Below are 16,448 nucleotides of genomic sequence, written 5' to 3'. Positions count from 1 at the left end.
GACACCTCGCGGCCGCCCTGAAAAGCTGCGCTCAAAACCCTGAAGGCTCTGCCGGTACGAGCCTGCCAGGAATCCTCTCACTCTCCAGGACCGTCCTGTCACGGTCGGCGACGGATCATGGCGCCTGAGGCTAAGGTCACGAAAACGTATCGGACAATTCGCACATCAACCTTCACAGGAGCCACACGAGTTGGTTAGCTTTCGCAGTGGGCCGCTCGACCCCCACCGGCGAACGTCGCCGGGCCGTGCGGCTCCCGCCGAGTCCGGTACGCCCTTGCGGGCCACCCGGAGCCGGGGACCCACCGACCTTGGGGTGAATCGGTCCAACTCCCTCAGGGGACAAAGACCGTAGGGCAAACCTTCCGAAGCACACGCCCGAACCCGACAGCTAACTCGGTAGGCGGAGCACGGAAGGAGTCGCCTTCGTGGCGCCACACCGCAAAGCGCGGTCGTCCAGTCCCATGGGCATACGGACCCCTGCCCTCGCCACCGCCGCTCTCACCTCGGTGGCCCTCTTGTCGCAGACGGCGAACGCTTCGCCCTCGGCGGAGCCGAAGCCCAGCCTCGACGAAGTCCAGAAGAAGGTCGACGACCTCTACCAGCAGGCGGAGACGGCGACCGAGAAGTACAACGGTGCCAAGGAGAAGACCGGCAAGCAGCGCAAGAAGGTCGACAACCTCCTTGACGACGTGGCCTCCCGCACGCAGAAGCTCAACGAAGCGCGTGAGGAGCTCGGTACGTTCGCCGCCGCGCAGTACCGTACGGGCGCCGCCGCCCCTGACACCGCGTCCCTGCTGCTCGCGGACAACCCGCAGGACTACTTCGACCAGAACCAGCTGATGGACCGGCTGACCAGCCGCCAGCAGCAGGCCGTCGATGACTATGCGACGCAGCAGTCCGAGATGACGCAGAAGCGTCAGGAGGCCTCTGAGAGCCTTCAGGCGCTCACCAAGACCGAGAACACCCTGAAGTCGTCCAAGGCGGACGTTCAGCGGAAGCTCGCCGAGGCGCGCCAGTTGCTCTCGCAGCTGACCACCGAGGAAAAGGCGCGGCTCGCGGCGATCGAGCGGGAGAAGCGCGAGGAGGCCCAGCGCAAGGCGGAGGAGCTGGCGCGGCAGCAACAGGCCGCGGAGGAGCTGCGCCGCCAACAGCAGCAGCAGCAGCAGCAGGCCCAGCCGACTCCCACGCCCTCCACCGACGTGGGGACCTCGACCGGCACGGGCACCTCCGCGGGCACCACGACCGCCAAGGGCGAGAAGGCGATCGCCTTCGCCCGTTCCCAGACCGGCAAGCCGTACGTCTGGGGCGCGTCAGGACCGGACTCCTACGACTGCTCCGGCCTCACCCAGGCCGCCTGGAAAGCCGCCGGCGTCACCCTCCCGCGCACCACCTGGGACCAGGTCAAGGTGGGCACCCAGGTCTCGGTCGCCAGCGCCCAGCCCGGCGACCTCGTCTTCTTCTACGACGACATCAGCCACGTCGGCCTCTACCTCGGCGACGGCATGATGATCCACGCCCCGAAGCCGGGTGCGTATGTCCGCGAGGAGTCGATCTACTACATGCCGATCCACAGCGTGGTCCGTCCGGCGTGAGGCACGCGCGCGTGGGCCCCTTTTCGGGGTGCACGCGCGCGTGAGCCCGTTTGGGGCTCTTCAAGGGGCCGCTTTTGAGGCTCTTCAGGCCGTCAGGTCCAGAGCACCGCGATGAAGATGTTCGCGGTGGTCAGCCCGCCGACCAGGCCGAACAAGCCCTTGTCCACCTTCTCCTCGTCCCGCTTCACATACACGAGACCCAGAATCACGATCAGCAACGCCAGCTTGACGCCGATCTTGATGTTGTTGACCGCCTGGTCGTCGGCCTGGTTGAGGCCGACCAGGATCACGCCCGTGACGAGCATGGTGAACGCGCCGTGGAGCATCGCGGGGCCGAAGCGGGCCGTGCCCTCGCCCATCGCCTTCATCTGGGTGAGGAAGCCGCCGAGGAGTGCGGCGATACCGATGATGTGCAGGGCGACGAAGAGATGGATGAGTACGTCCATGACGCCGGAGCCTAACCGGGGGCTCGTGCACGGCCTCACACCACCCCGCGCCGCTGGGCGTAACCCGTACAGGCCCTGACGGACGCCTACGGACACTGACGGCCCCATAGCACCGCCGAACCGCCCGGTCCTCCACGACTGCTGCATCGGTCAACGCCTCGCGGCAACTCGGCGCCGTCAGGCCGGGATCACGGTCGTACACGGTCATCTCGCGGCTCAGTCCCGTCAGTTCCGTACATGGCGTTACCGAGCCGGCACGCTCAGGTTTAGCGTCCTTCCCCAGGTGACCGGCTCCCCACCGCCGTCCGGACCAGGGGCGGCAGCCGGACATCACCGCCGAGAAGATCCGGCGGCGGCCCGCTCCCCCTGTGCGGGCCGCCGCCGGACGCGTGACCGGCCCGTTCGGGAAGGAAGTGGTCCAGGTGGCAGCGCACCGCAAGCCAAGACAGCGCTCGCTCGGTGGCAATACGGCCCGCACCGCCTTCACGATCGCACTCGCGGGCGCGGCGAGCGCCACCTCTTTCGACGGGGCGGGGCACGCCGAGCCACGGTTGACCCCGGATCAGGTGCGGGCCAAAGTCGACAAGTTGTACCAGGAGGCGGAGATCGCCACCGAGAAGTACAACGGGGCGAAGGAGAAGGCCGACAAGGCGGAGGAGCGGGTGGACTCCCTCCAGGACGAGGCCGCCCGCAGGACGGAGCGGCTCAACTCCGAGCGGGACGCGCTGGGTTCGGTGGCTGCCGCGCAGTACCGGGACGGGGGGCTGGACCCCGCGCTGCGGCTCTTCCTCTCCTCGGAGCCCGATCAGTACCTGGATGAGGCCGCGTTCGCCGAACGCGCCGGCAGCCGGCAGGCCTCGACCGTTTCGCGCGTACGCGGCCAACTGCGCGAGATCGAGCAGTTGCGCGGGGCCGCCCATGTCGAGCTGGCCTCGCTCAAGTCCCAGCAAGCGGCGCTGAACCGGCACAAGAAGACGGTCACGGGAAAGCTCGGCGAGGCCCGCCGGCTGCTGTCCCGCCTGACGGACGAACAGCGCGCACGGATCGGCGCGGACGACGCCGCCACGGCCCGCTCCTCACGCTCCGCTCCGCCGGCTCCGGGATCGACCGATGCCGCTCCCAACTCCCGGGCGGCGGCCGCCATTTCGTACGCATACGAGAAGCTCGGCAGCCCGTACGTGTGGGGTGCCACCGGTCCCGATGCCTTCGACTGCTCGGGCCTCATGCAGGCCGCGTACCGCTCCGCGGGGATCTCGCTGCCTCGGACGACGTATGCCCAGATCGACGCCGGGGAGCGCGTCTCGCGCGCCGGCCTCCGGCCTGGGGACCTGGTGTTCTTCTACTCCGGCATCAGCCATGTGGGGATCTACGTGGGGAACGGGCATATGATCCACGCGCCTAATCCTTCGGCGCCTGTGCGGCTCGCTCCGCTCGACGAGATGCCGTTCGCGGGGGCCACGAGGGTGGTGTGAGGTTGCCTCGCCCCCGCCGCCCTTACCCTCCTCCGCTCTCGGCTGCGTTCGGGCGGAGGCCCAATCATCCCTGGGGGGCCGGGGGCTACGCCCCAGGCCCCCCCTCAGGAAGTACCTCGGGTGCGGGGTCGGTTGTGGCTGGTCGCGCCCACGCGGCGGAGCCGCACAGTGATACAGCCCCGCGCCTCTGACGGGGCGCCCACCTATGCCACCTCTCTCAGCGCCTCCCCCACCGTGGCCACGCCTTCCTCAATCGCGGTCGTCGCAGTCGCCGCGTATCCCAGAAGCACTCCCGGCGAACCTCCCGGCCGCTGCCGGTGCCACGACAGCGGGTGCACCTTGACGCCGCGGGCCAGTGCGGCTGCGGTGAGGTGGGTGTCGGCGCGACCGACCCCCTCGAACGTCACCAGCAGATGCAGCCCAGCTGCGGCCCCGTGCACGACCGACCCCGGCAGATGCGCCCCTATCGCCTTGATCATGGCGTCCCGCCGACGACGATGACGCTGCCGCAGCAGCCGCAGATGCCGCTCCAACTCCCCCGACTCCATCAACCGGGCCAGCACGAGCTGCGGCAACACCGCATTCCCCAGATCAGCGAACCGCTTCGCCGACACCAATGCGTCCCGGTACCGCGGCGGGGCCACCATCCACCCCATACGGAGCGCCGGCGCGAGCAGCTTCGACACGCTCCCCAGGTAACAGACCCGCTCCGGCGCCATCGACCGGAACGCGGGTACGGGCGACCGGTCGTAACGGTGCTCGGCGTCGTAGTCGTCCTCGACCACCAGGCCGCCGCCTTCGGCCCACCGCAGCAACTCCCGGCGCCGCGCGCCCCCGAGCACAACCCCGGTCGGGAACTGATGAGCCGGGGTCAGCAACACCGCCCGGTGATCGCCCGGTTCGGCCAGTTCGGATACGAGCACGCCTTCGCCGTCGACCGTCACCGGCGGAGTACGAAGTCCTTGGTTCGCCAGGTGCTGTCGAATCCCGAGCGATCCGGGATCCTCCACAGCGAGCTCCTCGACCCCGTCCTTGCGCAGCACGCCGCCGATCAGCGCGAGCGCCTGTGCGGTCCCCGCGACGATCAGCACCTCATCGGGCTCGACCCTGATCCCCCGGTTCCGCCCCAGCCAGTGCGCGACCGCCTGCCGCAACTCCACAGTCCCCCGCGGATCCCCGTACCCGAACCCGACCGCCGCCAGCTCCCCCAGTACCTCCCGCTCGGCCCGCAGCCAGGCCGCCCGCGGGAACGCCGCCAGATCGGGCACTCCGGGCGACAGATCGATCCGCGCGGGCGCGGCACGTATCAGGTCGAAGACGTCCTCGCCCGGCGGAAGGCCGAACAGAGCGGCGGCGACAGGCCGTTGGCGCGGATGAGTCGGCCGGAGGCGACGTACACCCGCGCCCAAGCCGACTGGCGCTCCCCGCACCCGTCTGCCCACCACGCCCACAGGCTCTGCCATGCCCGAAGCCACTGTCATGGCCGCAGGCTCTGCCACGCCGACCGGCACCGCCACCACCACGGTCCCGTTTCGCCCCCGCCCCTCCACATGCCCGTCCTCCGACAGCCGCTGATACGCCTCGGTCACCACCCCGCGCGACACTCGCAACTCCGCGGAGAGCACACGCGTCGCGGGAAGCCGGCTCCCGAGCGGCAGCCGCCCGTCGGCTATCGCGCGCCGCAACCGCCCGGCGAGCCAGTCGGCCCGCCCGCCGAGCGGCGCATCCCGTATGTCGAGCTGCAGGAAGTCGGAACCGGCAGTCACGTCCCCGTCCTGGACATCTTTGGCTCCCTCAACAGCACGCCCATTGGACCTGTCCACCGGACCATTCTCGGACGAGGCTCGCCTCATGACCACCACCACACCCATCGACTACGTCCACGGCTACTCCGCCCACGAGACCCGCCGCCTCGGCGACCAGGCCGACACCCTGGCGCAACTGCTCCACGCCGACACGGCCTACCCCGCGGGCAGCGAGGTCCTGGAGGTGGGCTGCGGAGTGGGCGCCCAGACGGTCCACTTGGTCGAGGCGAGCCCGGAGGCGCACTTCACGGCGGTGGACGTCTCAGCTGCATCCCTCGCCCAGGCCCGCGCCCGCGTCACGGCCCTTTTCCCCCAGGCCCACGTGACGTGGCACCAGGCGAACCTCTTTGAACTCCCCTTCGCTGACGCCGAGTTCGACCACATCTTCGTCTGTTTCGTCCTGGAACATCTGGCCGCCCCGCGCCAGGCGCTGAGTGCCCTGCGCCGCGTCCTCCGCCCCGGCGGCACGCTCACGGTCATCGAGGGCGACCACGGCTCGACGTTCTTCCACCCCCACAGCCCGTACGCCCACGCCGCCATCGACTGCCTGATCCAACTCCAGGCCGCACCCGGCGCAAACGCCCTGATCGGCCGCGAACTGCATCCCCTCATAGCCGGCGCCGGATACGACGACGTGACCGTCCGCCCCCGCACCGTCAACACCGACCGCTCCCGGCCCACCCTGGTGGACGGCTTCACCCGCAACACCTTCATCGCCATGATCGAATCCGTACGCAAGGAGGCCTTGGCGGCGGGCCTCATCACCCCGTCGGACTGGGATCGAGGCATAGCCGACCTCCACCGCACAGCGGCTGATGACGGCACGTTCCATTACACGTTCTTCAAGGCGGTCGCTGTGAACCCGCAGTCGCCGTGATCAGACCTGCGATCCGGGCGAGCCGGGCGAGTCCGGTCGAAGCCGAGCCACGAGCTCGCCACGGCTACGGACGCCTACCTTGGCGAACATCGACTTCAGATGGTCCTGCACTGTGTGGGCGGAGATGAAGAGGCGGCCGGCGATGTCGGCGGTCGAATGGCCGGCGATCACCTCGCGGCAGATGTCGCGCTCGCGAGACGTCAAACCGTACGCCACGAGAAGCAGGCTCATCAGCAGGTCGCCGCTCGCCGGTTCGATGGTCACGGCGACCTGCTCGTCGTCCCCGCCGATCAGCGGGCTGGCCTGGAGGAAGGCCCACCTGCCCCGTACGTCTCGCAACCGCGCGCGGAAAGCCCCCGTGGTTGCGGCACGGGCACCTACGGCCATGACCTGCATCATCAACATGAACCGCCCGGGGGCGATCTCGTCGATCCCGTCCTGCCATTCCCGTGCGGCCGGGGTGGCCGAGCGAAGTTCGCCGCGCGGACCGAGGACGACGATGGCCGAATGCCCGCCCGGAGCCCCCGCGCGTGCCTCCGAGCGCACCGCCAGCCGGGTCGCCCCCGCGATGGCTGGCGCCACTGCGGCGAGGAACTCCGTCTCGCGGTCGGTGAAGTCACGGCCCACGCGCACCAGGCCCGCCGCGCCCCAGCAGGCCCCGTCGGCCAGGAACAGCATGCGCAGTTCACTGTCCAGCCCCAAGGGCCGCCACACGTTGTTGAGTCTGGCGCTTCGGGCTCGCTCGCGGTCGGGTAGATCGGAGAGCTTCGCCACGGGTTCCCTGCGCCGAGCCAGCGCGGCGAACGTGTGGGGCTCGGCGGCGGAGTATTCGGCTTCGGCCAGCCGTGGTTCGTACTCCGGTGGTATCCGGGTCTCGCCGCTGATCATGGTGCTGATCACCAGTGTTTCCGGGTCGATGGCCGCCCAGCAGGTCAGTTCGGTGCCGACCGCGGTGCCGATCACCTGGATCGCCGCGGCATGGAGTTCGCCGACGCCGAGTCCCGCGGCGGCCAGCGCCGCTATCTCCCGGCGGGCACGATGAGCCCGTTCCTCCCACACATGGGAAGTATGTCGCCGTCAGGTCCGATACGTAATCCCAGAATTCTGGGATCGATCCCGCCGGGCGGGCTGCCTAGCGTCGAAGGCATGACGCACCACATTCAGCACACCTCCGCCGGCGAAGGCGCCGAACTCACCGCCCCGGACGCCGTCCTCACCGTGAAGATCGACGCGGGGCACACCGACGGTCACTACGAGCTCTTCGAGGTCGACGCGCCGCGTGGGCCGACAACACCACCGCACCGGACCGGCTGGAGCAAGGCCTACTACGTACTCCACGGCCGCATGATCGTCCAGATCGAGGCCGAGGGCTTCGACCTCGGACCAGGGTCGTCGATCACCATCCCACCAGGAGCCCTCCACACCTTCACTGTGCTCAGCCCAACGACGAAGTTCCTGGTGATGAGCCTGACCGGCGCCATGGGCAGCTTCCACGCCGACCTCGACGCCACGGTGCCCCACGGGCGCCCGATCGAGGAGGCCGCACAGGAGATCCAGCAGGTCCTGGCTCGCCACGACGTGACCGTGGCCGGCCTGGAGGCCGCCCGATGACCGCGGTCGTGTGGACCTTCGCACTGCTGGCAGCGGTGCTGCACATCGTTGCCTTCGTCTGGGAGGCCCTGCTGCTTCAACGCCCCGGCGTGCATCAGGGCGTTTTCTCCATCCCGGCCGCGGACGTCGCGGCCGTCCGGCTGTGGGCATTCGGCGTCGGCTTCTACAACCTGTTCCTCGCCTGCGGCACTGTCGCCGGAGTCATCGCGTGGAGTACTGGTTACGAGACGGTCGGCCAAGCGCTCGTCATCTACACGTGCCTGTTCATGTTCCTCTCCGGCATCGTGCTCTTCATGGCCGACCGGTTGGCGATGGGGCGGGAGCGGGGAACGGGGCTGAGCGGGGCGCTTGCCCAGAGCCTGCCACCGCTCACCGCGCTCGTCGCCGCGGCGCTGTGACGACTCACGGTCACACCAGCCGTCGTGCCGTGGCCCAGCGGGTGAGCTCGTGCCGGTTCGACAGCTGGAGCTTCCGGAGCACCGCCGAGACATGGGATTCGACGGTCTTGACGGAGATGAACAGCTGCTTGGCGATCTCCTTGTAGGCGTACCCGCGGGCGATGAGGCGGAGGACCTCGCGCTCGCGTTGAGTGAGGCGGTCGAGGTCCTCGTCGACGGGCGGTGCGTCGGTGGAGGCGAAGGCGTCGAGTACGAAACCGGCCAGGCGCGGGGAGAAGACCGCGTCGCCGTCCTGGACGCGGAAGACGGAGTTGACGAGGTCCGTGCCGGTGATCGTCTTCGTCACATAGCCTCGGGCGCCGCCCCGGATGACGCCGATGACGTCCTCGGCGGCGTCGGAGACGGACAGCGCGAGGAACCGTACGGGCTGCTCGGCATCCGCCATCAACGGGGCGCAGCGGCGCAGGACTTCGACCCCGCCGCCGCCCGGAAGGTGCACGTCGAGGAGGACGACCTCGGGCCGTGTGGCCGTGATGACCGAGACGGCCTGGTCGACGTCGGCGGCCTCCCCGACCACCTCCACACCCGTCCGCTCGGTCTGCCCGATCTCCGCCTGGACCCCCGTTCGGAACATGCGGTGGTCGTCGACGAGGACCACCCGGACCCGCCGAACCGGCCCGGCATCCGCCGAATCAGGCGTGCCCGCCGGGTCGTTGGCTTCGGCGGCGGCCTGCGGCGGCGGGTCGGCCGCGGCAGAGCCGGTCTCCGCGGCAGGGCCGTCGGCCGCACCCGCGCCGGTAGCGCCACCGCCCGGCTCGACCGTCCTGGCCGGCTCGTTCGCGTCGCTCATGTCTCCGCCCTCTCCATCTCCAGCTCGACCTCCGTGCCGCCGTCCGGTACGGCGCGCAGCCGGGCCGTGCCGCCGTTGCGCTCCATGCGGCCGATGATCGATTCTCTGACGCCCATGCGGTCGTCGGGTATCGCTTCCAGGTCGAAGCCGGGGCCGCGGTCCCTGACGGACACGAAGACCGTCCTGCCCTCGACCTCGGCGTAGACCTGCACCGCGCCGCCCTCGCCACCGTACTTGGCCGCGTTCACCATCGCTTCCCTCGCGGCCTGCATCTGGGCACCGATTCTGTCGTCGAGCGGGCAGTCGCCGACGACCACAACCTCTATGGGGACGCCGTGCTTGTCCTCCACCTCCGCCGCGCTGCGCCGGACCGCCTCGGCGAGGGTGTCCGGCTCGTCGGCCTCGTCCTTGCCCGTGCCCTCCGGTTTGTACAGCCAGTTGCGCAGGTCGCGCTCCTGGGCGCGGGCGAGGCGGCGGACCTCGCCCGCGTTCTCCGCGTTCCGCTGTATCAGCGTCAGGGTGTGCAGTACCGAGTCGTGGACATGGGCGGCCACCTCCGCCCGTTCCTGGGCACGGATACGCATCAGCCGCTCCTCGGAGAGGTCCTGGGTCATGCGTACGAGATAGGGGCCGGCGAGCAGCGCTATGCCGACGAGGACCGCGAGCGCCGCCTGCAACACCGAGCCGAGGTGGGCGGCCGAGCCTTGAAGGACGAATATCCCGGAGACGCCCACGGTGACCAGCAGGACTCCGGCCGCGGAGCGGGCCAGCGTCAGCGTGCGCCGGTGGCGGCCGACCTCCATCCAGCGGGCCCGGCGCGCATTGTCCGCCTGGCGCCAGACCAGGGCGACGCCCGCGCCGACGAGGACGAGGGGCCAGAGATACACCTTCGCCCCGCCGCTCAGGTCCACGTTGCCGACGAAGATCATCGCGATCACGACCATCGCGAGCAGCGCGACGATCTGGCCCTTGTCGGGCTTGCGGGCGACAAGTCTGCGGCGCCCGTCGGTGGAGGTCTCGGTGGCGATGGACGGAGGTCGTCCGGTGTCCACGCCTCCGACGCCGAGCGGCACGAAGAACCAGAACGCGGCATACAGCAAGGCCCCGAGGCCCTCGGCCATGAACAGACCGACGAAGACCAGCCGCACCCAGATGACGGGCAGCCCGAGATGCCCGGCGAGCCCCCGCGCCACACCACCGAGCCAGCGTCCGTCGCTGCTGCGGTAGAGCTTGCGCGGCGGCCGCGGGTCCTCGACGGGCACAGCTGCGACTTCCGGCATGTCATCGATATTCACACGCGAGTCGAGCCAGGACATCAGGGTCGACCCCCGAGACTCCCCTGATCTTCGACGCCCGGGGCGTCTCGGGGATCAAGGGCCTGATGCCTCGGGGACGATTTCAGGGTTCGGCCAGGGTCGTCCCGACTGCCGCCGGGCCGCCGCGCCCGTCACCATGGACACATGACAGATCACCAGCACGCCGCGACGGGTCCAGTACCCGGCTCCGGCCCGGGCGAGGCTTCGCCCGCCGGGCCGCGGGACGCGGTGCCCGCGGCCGGCGCCCCGGCCACCGCGGGTGAGGAACCGCGCGCGCACGGGGACCCGCCCGCGCCCGGAGATCCGGTCGTGCCCGAGGTCCCGCAGAAGTTCCGGCGCGACCGGCGGCACAAGATGCTGGGCGGCGTGTGCGCGGGACTAGGGCGGCAGTGCGACATGGACCCGGTGATCTTCCGCATCGGGCTCGCAGTGCTCTCGGCGAGCGGCGGCATCGGCCTCATCTTCTACGGCTTCGCCTGGCTGTTCGTGGCGTACGACGACGAGGAGGAGAACGAGCTGCGCAAGCTGCTCACCGGCCGCGTCGACGGCCAGGCGCTGACGGCCGTGCTCTTCGCGCTGGTCGGCTGCGGGGTGTTCCTGTCCATGCTGGGCAACGGCGGGGTGCTCACCTTCGCCACCACGCTCGCGCTGGTTCTGACGGGCGCCGGTTACTGGTCGCGGCAGCGCGGCGCACCCGGCCCCGACCCGCTCGCCGCGCAGGCGGTGGCCGACGCGCCACCGGAAGCCCAGGCACCGCCCGTCCCCCACTCCTTCTCCTCCTGGTGGCGCGACCCCATCGTCAAGGACGGCACCCACGTAGGAGGCACGGGTTATCTATGGGGGCCGAGTGACACCCGGGACCGGGACATCACGGCGGCAGTCAATATCGCGCAGGGCAACTACGGCAGGGACATACGCGCACGCGAGCCGAAGCCGCGCGGCCCTCGCTGGATCGGCGGCTGGGTGTTCCTGCTCGCCCTGCTGGCGGGCGCCCTCGGCACCGGTGCGACCTGGGACGACCACGCGCTGGGCACCAGCCTCCAGGCCGGTCTGGCGAGCGCTCTCATCGTTCTTGGCGCAGGCATAGCGGTCAGCGCGTTCCTGGGGCGTACGGGGGCGGGGTCGGTCTTCCTCGCGATCATCACCGCGGCCCTGCTGGCCTGCTCGGCGGCGCTCCCGAAGGACATCAGCACGCACTGGGTGCGCACGAACTGGACACCGGCCGCGGTGGCGGACGTACGGCCTGCCTATGAACTCGGCACCGGCGTCGGCACGCTCGATCTGACCCGGATACCCCTCGCCGAGGGCCAGACCGTGACGACGAGCGTCGAGGTGGGCGTGGGCCGGCTCAAGGTCGTCGTGCCCAAGGACGCGACGGTGAAGCTGAACGTCGAAGTGGGCGTCGGAGACATCCAGTTGCCCGGCGACGGCAAGCAGGACGTGGACGTGGCCCCCGGCAAGTATGAGGAACGGACTCTCAGGCCCACGAGCAGCACCAAGAACGGCGGCACGCTCGACCTCACCCTCGAGGTCGGCGTCGGACAGGCGGAGGTGGCCCGTGCTACGTCATGACTTCCAGCCCGGCCGACTGATAGCGGGCTTCTTCCTCACGCTCACCGGCATCATCTACGCCGGCGACGCGGGCGGGCTCTGGGAGACCCCCTGGTTCGCGGTGATCCCTCTCGTCACCGGCGGCCTGTGCCTGGCGGCAGTAGCGGGCACGGTGACACACGCGATACGCCACCGCCGCAGGAGGCTCGCTTCCCGGGAGACACGGGAGGCGCCGATGCAGAGCTAGGAGCCAAGTCTGATCGCCGGAGACCCTGGCCAGCCCTAGTACGCGCCGGCTCGCTGCCTTCGTCGTGATCGCAGCATCGAGTCGATCGAGAACACGGAGGCGCCGGCCAGTACGAGGGGGAGCCAGGCCATCAGGTAGGGGAGGTCGTTGCCGTAGTAGTACGGGTCCGAGGGCCAGCTCACGGTCAGCCAGAGGCTGAGGGAGATCATGGCACCACCGAACGCAGCGAGCCGGGCGAGCAGTCCGATCAGGGTGGCGATGCCGACGGCGAGCTCGCCGAAGGCGATGGCATATGCGAAGCCGACGGGGTTCTTGAGGGAGAGGTCGACGAGTTCGGGGATCGCCGAGGAGTCACGCACCGTGCGCATCATGTCGCCGATCGAACCGGAACCGGCCTCCGACATGAACGCGCTGTCGGTGAGCTTGTCGATCCCCGCGTAGATGAAGGTGACGCCGAGGAAGACGCGCAGCGGTAGCAGGGCGTACCGCGTGGCGGCGTCCCGCCAGTCTCCGCCTCCACCGTCGAGGTAACCGGAGTGCGTATCCATCCGCATACCGTGAGCCATCGCTCTCCGCCACCTCTCACCGAACCGACAGTCCACCCCTCAACAGACCATACGTAGCCCTGAGGCGGGCGGCTCAACCTTGGACCGAACTTTTTACCTCCGGCGGATGAGCAGGGCGCCTACGGGGATGGTGGGTTCGGTTCATGGGCGGGTGCGGGTGCAGGTCCGTCGTGGCTTGTCGCGCCCACGCGGCGGAGCCGCAGATTGATACAGCCCCGCGCCCCTGAAGGGGCGTCCTGGAGCCGTCAGCCATCATGCTCACCAGCCCGACGTGCCCTCACCGACCCACCGGCCCACCGGCCCCCCAGGGGCGCGAGGCTGTGCCAATTTGCGGCTCCGCCGCGTGGGCGCGAGCAACCACAACGAATCGGCACCCGACAACGGACGCAACCGATGGACCCAACCGACGGAGTCAATCCGTCACATCGATCCCGTACCGATTCGTCTCCACCCCCGCCGCAGTAACCACCTGCACATCCACCCGCCCAGGCTCCACATCGGCAGGCACCGGCACAGTCAGAACCGCGTCGGACGGATTCCGGAAGCCCCCGGCCACAGGAACGAGCGGTACATGCACATGGACGGTCCCGATCCGGACCACCATCCGGGACAGGCGGTCAGCCGTGTGCGCACCCGGAGGCACAAACCCGGCCCCCCGGATCTCGATGTCGTCCCCCGTGCGGATCGGCGCGTCCAGGTCCCCGGCCTCGCGGGACCGGACGACCGAATAGATCACCGGCCGCCCACCCTCCGCGTACTTGGCGGCAACGTACGTCGCGGCCGACACCAGCACCACCAACGCCAGCCCCCACGGCAGGTCCGGCAACTGCTCGGGCCGCCGAGCGAGCCGTACCGCCGCGAACACGAGCACGGCACCGGCGATCACCACGTACTGCGTGTCCGTGAAGCTGCCCCGCCCCGAGTCATCGGTCAGCAGATCAGCGGCCCGCGGCCGGTCGGCACGTATCTTCTGCAGGCGCTGACCGAGCACCCGCAGGCCCACCACCCGCCGCACCAGCACAGCGATCCCGCACACCACGGCGAGAACGGTGACGATCCCGGCGCCCCGGGTGAGTTCGAGCCCGGAGATCAACGCGTCACGCTCGCCCGGAGAGGACGCGCCCGCGAGCCGGCCCGCCAGCACCAGCACGGCGTAGACGACGAACAGCACCCAACTCGCCGCCACCGCACGGGACGTGGACAGCCGATTGTCCTCACCGATGACGGGCGCCAGCGCACCTCCACGCGCCCGGTGGAACCACGACGCCCCGACCAGCAGCCCGCCCACGACGACCGCGGCGAGGAAGCCGGCAGTCCGCGCGGCAGTCCAGCCCGCCCCGATCGCGGTGAGCGCCTGCATCAGAAGCAGGCCCCCGACGACTCCCGCCACCGCAAGCGCCGTACGCCGCCACAGCAGCCCCAGCCATGCCTCACCCTCGGCCCGGCTCCGCTCGACGACGAGGTCCGCGGACTGGGTCAGCTCGTCCGACACCCACTGCCGCGAGGCGCCCGCCGAGTGCGCGACCGCGGCGGGCAACCCCCGGCCGGAGGCCAACTCGTCCCGTTTGGAAAGGAATGCGGCAACAGCTCTTCGATGCCCTTCGCGCGCCCCCTGCGGACAGTCCCCGCAGGTGCAGCCCCCTTCGTGCGCGCCTTGTCCAGCCTCCTGCACCGCCACCGCCCGCTGCCGCCTTCCCGCACCGCTCCGTAGAACCAACTCGTAGAACCGACTCGTAGAACCAACCCATAACCACAAGTACCAAGCACCGGGATTGTGCCGTACGCCACTGCGCCCCCACCCGGCAGGTCCGCCAGTGGTGGCGAACCAGCGCGCCCCACCGGGGAGGCCGTCGCCCCAACCCCCGACCCCTTGTTGACCCGGCTGCGAGAATTTCCCTATGGCCGAGATCATCCAGCGTGACGGGACCTGGGCCTTCGACGGCAACACGGTCCGGATCACGCCGGGACTCCACCGCTCCGTACCGCTGTTCCGGCAGACGTACGGAGAGATCGCCGTGCCCCTCGAAGCGGTCGCGAGCGTCGTGTACGAACCCGAACGCAAGCGCGGCCGACTGCGCCTGAGACTCCGGGAGGGCGCCGACCCGTTGCTCCAGGCGACCGGTGGCCGGCTTCCCGACGCTGCGGAACCGTACCGGCTGACGGTGGACCTCGACCGCTCGGGGATCGCCGAGTACGTCGCCGAGGAGATACGCCGTGCGCTGCTCCTCGAGCAGATCCCCAAGGAACCCGCGAAGGAGTACCTTCTGCCGGGCCCGCCCGTGCCGGTGTCCGTACGCTCCAGCGACGGCATGGTGTCGTTCGACGGAGCCCAGGTCCGGATCGACTGGAGTGACACCTCGGACCGGGTGAAGCGCGCGACGGGTCCGCGCATCATCGAGGTACCGGATCTCGTCCAGGTGGAGTGGCTGCCCAACTCCGGTTATGAGGACGGTTTCCTGCGCTTCGTGACCCGCGAGACGGCGTTCTCCAAACTCCCGCCCGAGAAGGACCCGTACGCCCTCGACCTGTGGGGCAGCGCCCGCCGCGACCTGCTCACGGCGCTGGTCGCCACCGCGGTCACGGCCCGTCTCCCCCATCCGTCCACCCGCACCGGCGAGTATCTTCCCGTCGACGCGCCCCGCCTCGCGCTGACGACCAGGGATGCGGTACCGCCCGAGCCGCAGCCCGAAAATCACGACGTACTCCTTCGCCGCCTCCGGGAGTTGGGCGAGCTGCACCGCGAGGGCGTGCTGACGGACGAGGAGTTCGCGGCGACGAAGGCCGCCGTACTCCGCGGATTCTGAGGACCCAGACGCACCAGGACGCCCTGGAACCCGAAGTCCAGAACAGGCTCCGGAACGGGAACCCGCAGGCCGGAACCCTCAGATCACGACAGCAGATCCGGCTCACTCCGGCTGATGTCCTGCCACAGCGGCTGATAGTTGATCCACGCCACCAGATCCCCGCCGAGCTGCTCACGTGTCGCCACCGCCTGCCGGTGGTCGATGAGCACGGGCCGGCCCGCCGCGCGGGCGGTGAGCTGGACCTGGCAGGAGCGTTCCATGGACACGAACCACCAGGCCGCCGCGTCGACCGAGTCGCCGACGGTCAGCAGTCCGTGGTTGCGCAGCACCAGTGCCTTGCGGGAGCCGAGCGCGGTGGCGATCCGCCGCCCCTCCTCGGCGTCCACGGCGACGCCGGTATACGCGTCGTACAGTGCGTGATCCTCGTAGAAGGCGCAGCTCTCCTGGGTGATCGGGTCGAGCAGTTCGCCGAGCGCGGCCAGGGCGCGCCCGTGCACCGAGTGGCAGTGGGCGACCGCGACGACGTCCGGGCGGGCGGCGTGCACCTGGGCGTGCACGGTGAACGCCGCCTGGTTGACGTGATAGCGCCCCTCGATCACCTGACCTTCTCCATTGGCCATGACAAGATCGCCGACGGTGACATGTTTGAAGGGCATCCCGAACGGGTTGACCCAGAAGCAGTCACTGAACTCCGGGTCTCGCGCGGTGATATGGCCGGAGACCCCGTCCTCGAAACCGAGCCGCCCGAAGATCCGCAACGCCCCTGCGAGCCGTTCCTTGCGATGCCGCCGCTCGTCGTCGAGCGACTCGTGCATCGGCGGCATGGCGAAGCGCAGTTGCTCGGTGGGTCGGGGCAGGGGCGGGGTGGGCCCGTGCATATGTCCTCCAGCCCAGAGGTACGGACTTGTTTGCA

At 69.9% G+C, this 16,448-nt stretch carries 16 protein-coding genes and 1 riboswitch; of the genes, 8 read left to right on the top strand and 8 right to left on the bottom strand.

Annotation, left to right across the window (positions count from 1 at the left end):
- Positions 1 to 245: 245 nt before the first annotated feature.
- Positions 246 to 418, top strand: a riboswitch (cyclic di-AMP (ydaO/yuaA leader).
- A 7-nt stretch (positions 419 to 425) separates the two neighbouring features.
- On the top strand, positions 426 to 1,592 hold the full coding sequence (locus ACGFNK_RS15825; protein ID WP_393416088.1) for an NlpC/P60 family protein: 1,167 nt from the start codon (positions 426 to 428) through the stop codon (positions 1,590 to 1,592).
- 92 nt (positions 1,593 to 1,684) lie between these two features.
- On the opposite strand, the gene ACGFNK_RS15820 is transcribed toward ACGFNK_RS15825, so the two are convergent.
- Positions 1,685 to 2,038 (bottom strand): hypothetical protein, encoded by a 354-nt coding sequence (locus ACGFNK_RS15820; protein ID WP_388678925.1) that lies wholly within the window; start codon positions 2,036 to 2,038, stop codon positions 1,685 to 1,687.
- A 422-nt stretch (positions 2,039 to 2,460) separates the two neighbouring features.
- Here ACGFNK_RS15820 and ACGFNK_RS15815 point away from each other — a divergent pair, with 422 nt between their 5' ends.
- Entirely contained in the window at positions 2,461 to 3,510 is a 1,050-nt protein-coding gene (locus ACGFNK_RS15815) for an NlpC/P60 family protein (protein ID WP_393416086.1), read from the top strand.
- Between the two features lie 203 nt (positions 3,511 to 3,713).
- Here ACGFNK_RS15815 and ACGFNK_RS15810 read toward each other — a convergent pair whose 3' ends face one another.
- Positions 3,714 to 5,363, bottom strand: coding sequence for a PLP-dependent aminotransferase family protein (locus ACGFNK_RS15810; protein WP_393416084.1), 1,650 nt, complete (start codon positions 5,361 to 5,363; stop codon positions 3,714 to 3,716).
- Here ACGFNK_RS15810 and ACGFNK_RS15805 point away from each other — a divergent pair.
- Positions 5,362 to 6,192, top strand: coding sequence for an L-histidine N(alpha)-methyltransferase (locus tag ACGFNK_RS15805; protein WP_393416082.1), 831 nt, complete (start codon positions 5,362 to 5,364; stop codon positions 6,190 to 6,192). The genes ACGFNK_RS15810 and ACGFNK_RS15805 overlap by 2 nt on opposite strands.
- Here the strand turns inward: ACGFNK_RS15805 and ACGFNK_RS15800 are convergent, their stop codons facing one another.
- Positions 6,193 to 7,251 (bottom strand): LuxR C-terminal-related transcriptional regulator, encoded by a 1,059-nt coding sequence (locus ACGFNK_RS15800; protein ID WP_393416080.1) that lies wholly within the window; start codon positions 7,249 to 7,251, stop codon positions 6,193 to 6,195.
- A gap of 87 nt (positions 7,252 to 7,338) precedes the next feature.
- Here ACGFNK_RS15800 and ACGFNK_RS15795 point away from each other — a divergent pair, with 87 nt between their 5' ends.
- Positions 7,339 to 7,803, top strand: coding sequence for a cupin domain-containing protein (locus tag ACGFNK_RS15795; protein ID WP_386351360.1), 465 nt, complete (start codon positions 7,339 to 7,341; stop codon positions 7,801 to 7,803).
- Positions 7,800 to 8,201: a DUF1304 domain-containing protein gene (locus ACGFNK_RS15790; RefSeq protein ID WP_393416078.1), complete on the top strand. Its 402-nt coding sequence runs from the start codon at positions 7,800 to 7,802 to the stop codon at positions 8,199 to 8,201. The genes ACGFNK_RS15795 and ACGFNK_RS15790 overlap by 4 nt, the downstream gene beginning before the upstream one ends.
- Positions 8,202 to 8,211: 10 nt before the next feature.
- Here ACGFNK_RS15790 and ACGFNK_RS15785 read toward each other — a convergent pair whose 3' ends face one another.
- A complete protein-coding gene (locus ACGFNK_RS15785) occupies positions 8,212 to 9,051 on the bottom strand; it encodes a LuxR C-terminal-related transcriptional regulator (RefSeq protein WP_393416076.1) in 840 nt (279 codons plus the stop codon).
- Positions 9,048 to 10,331, bottom strand: a complete 1,284-nt coding sequence (locus tag ACGFNK_RS15780) for a PspC domain-containing protein (protein WP_393416074.1) — start codon at positions 10,329 to 10,331, stop codon at positions 9,048 to 9,050. Before ACGFNK_RS15780 ends, ACGFNK_RS15785 begins: the two co-directional genes overlap by 4 nt.
- 180 nt (positions 10,332 to 10,511) lie before the next feature.
- Between ACGFNK_RS15780 and ACGFNK_RS15775 the strand changes: the two genes are divergently transcribed.
- Together ACGFNK_RS15775 and ACGFNK_RS15770 are read left to right on the top strand one after the other, a co-directional pair.
- Positions 10,512 to 11,939 carry a PspC domain-containing protein gene (locus ACGFNK_RS15775; RefSeq protein WP_393416073.1) on the top strand — a complete coding sequence of 476 codons (1,428 nt, stop codon included), beginning with the start codon at positions 10,512 to 10,514 and terminating at the stop codon, positions 11,937 to 11,939.
- The gene (locus ACGFNK_RS15770; protein WP_393416071.1) at positions 11,926 to 12,165 is read left to right on the top strand and encodes a hypothetical protein; all 240 of its coding nucleotides are present in this window, start codon (positions 11,926 to 11,928) and stop codon (positions 12,163 to 12,165) included. The genes ACGFNK_RS15775 and ACGFNK_RS15770 overlap by 14 nt, the downstream gene beginning before the upstream one ends.
- Positions 12,166 to 12,200: 35 nt before the next feature.
- Here the strand turns inward: ACGFNK_RS15770 and ACGFNK_RS15765 are convergent, their stop codons facing one another.
- Together ACGFNK_RS15765 and ACGFNK_RS15760 are read right to left on the bottom strand one after the other, a co-directional pair.
- The gene (locus tag ACGFNK_RS15765; protein WP_393416069.1) at positions 12,201 to 12,731 is read right to left on the bottom strand and encodes a DoxX family protein; all 531 of its coding nucleotides are present in this window, start codon (positions 12,729 to 12,731) and stop codon (positions 12,201 to 12,203) included.
- A gap of 412 nt (positions 12,732 to 13,143) precedes the next feature.
- Positions 13,144 to 14,409, bottom strand: a complete 1,266-nt coding sequence (locus ACGFNK_RS15760) for a hypothetical protein (RefSeq protein WP_393416067.1) — start codon at positions 14,407 to 14,409, stop codon at positions 13,144 to 13,146.
- A 220-nt stretch (positions 14,410 to 14,629) separates the two neighbouring features.
- On the opposite strand from ACGFNK_RS15760, the gene ACGFNK_RS15755 reads away from it, so the two are divergent.
- Positions 14,630 to 15,535 (top strand): DUF4429 domain-containing protein, encoded by a 906-nt coding sequence (locus ACGFNK_RS15755; protein ID WP_393416065.1) that lies wholly within the window; start codon positions 14,630 to 14,632, stop codon positions 15,533 to 15,535.
- Positions 15,536 to 15,618: 83 nt separating this feature from the next.
- On the opposite strand, the gene ACGFNK_RS15750 is transcribed toward ACGFNK_RS15755, so the two are convergent.
- Positions 15,619 to 16,413, bottom strand: a complete 795-nt coding sequence (locus tag ACGFNK_RS15750; protein ID WP_393416063.1) for a class II aldolase/adducin family protein — start codon at positions 16,411 to 16,413, stop codon at positions 15,619 to 15,621.
- Positions 16,414 to 16,448 lie beyond the last annotated feature (35 nt).

It is taken from the genome of Streptomyces sp. NPDC048825, from assembly GCF_043198355.1.
GTDB classification, from domain to species: domain Bacteria; phylum Actinomycetota; class Actinomycetes; order Streptomycetales; family Streptomycetaceae; genus Streptomyces; species Streptomyces xiangluensis.
This window is presented reverse-complemented; position numbering and strand designations above follow the sequence as displayed.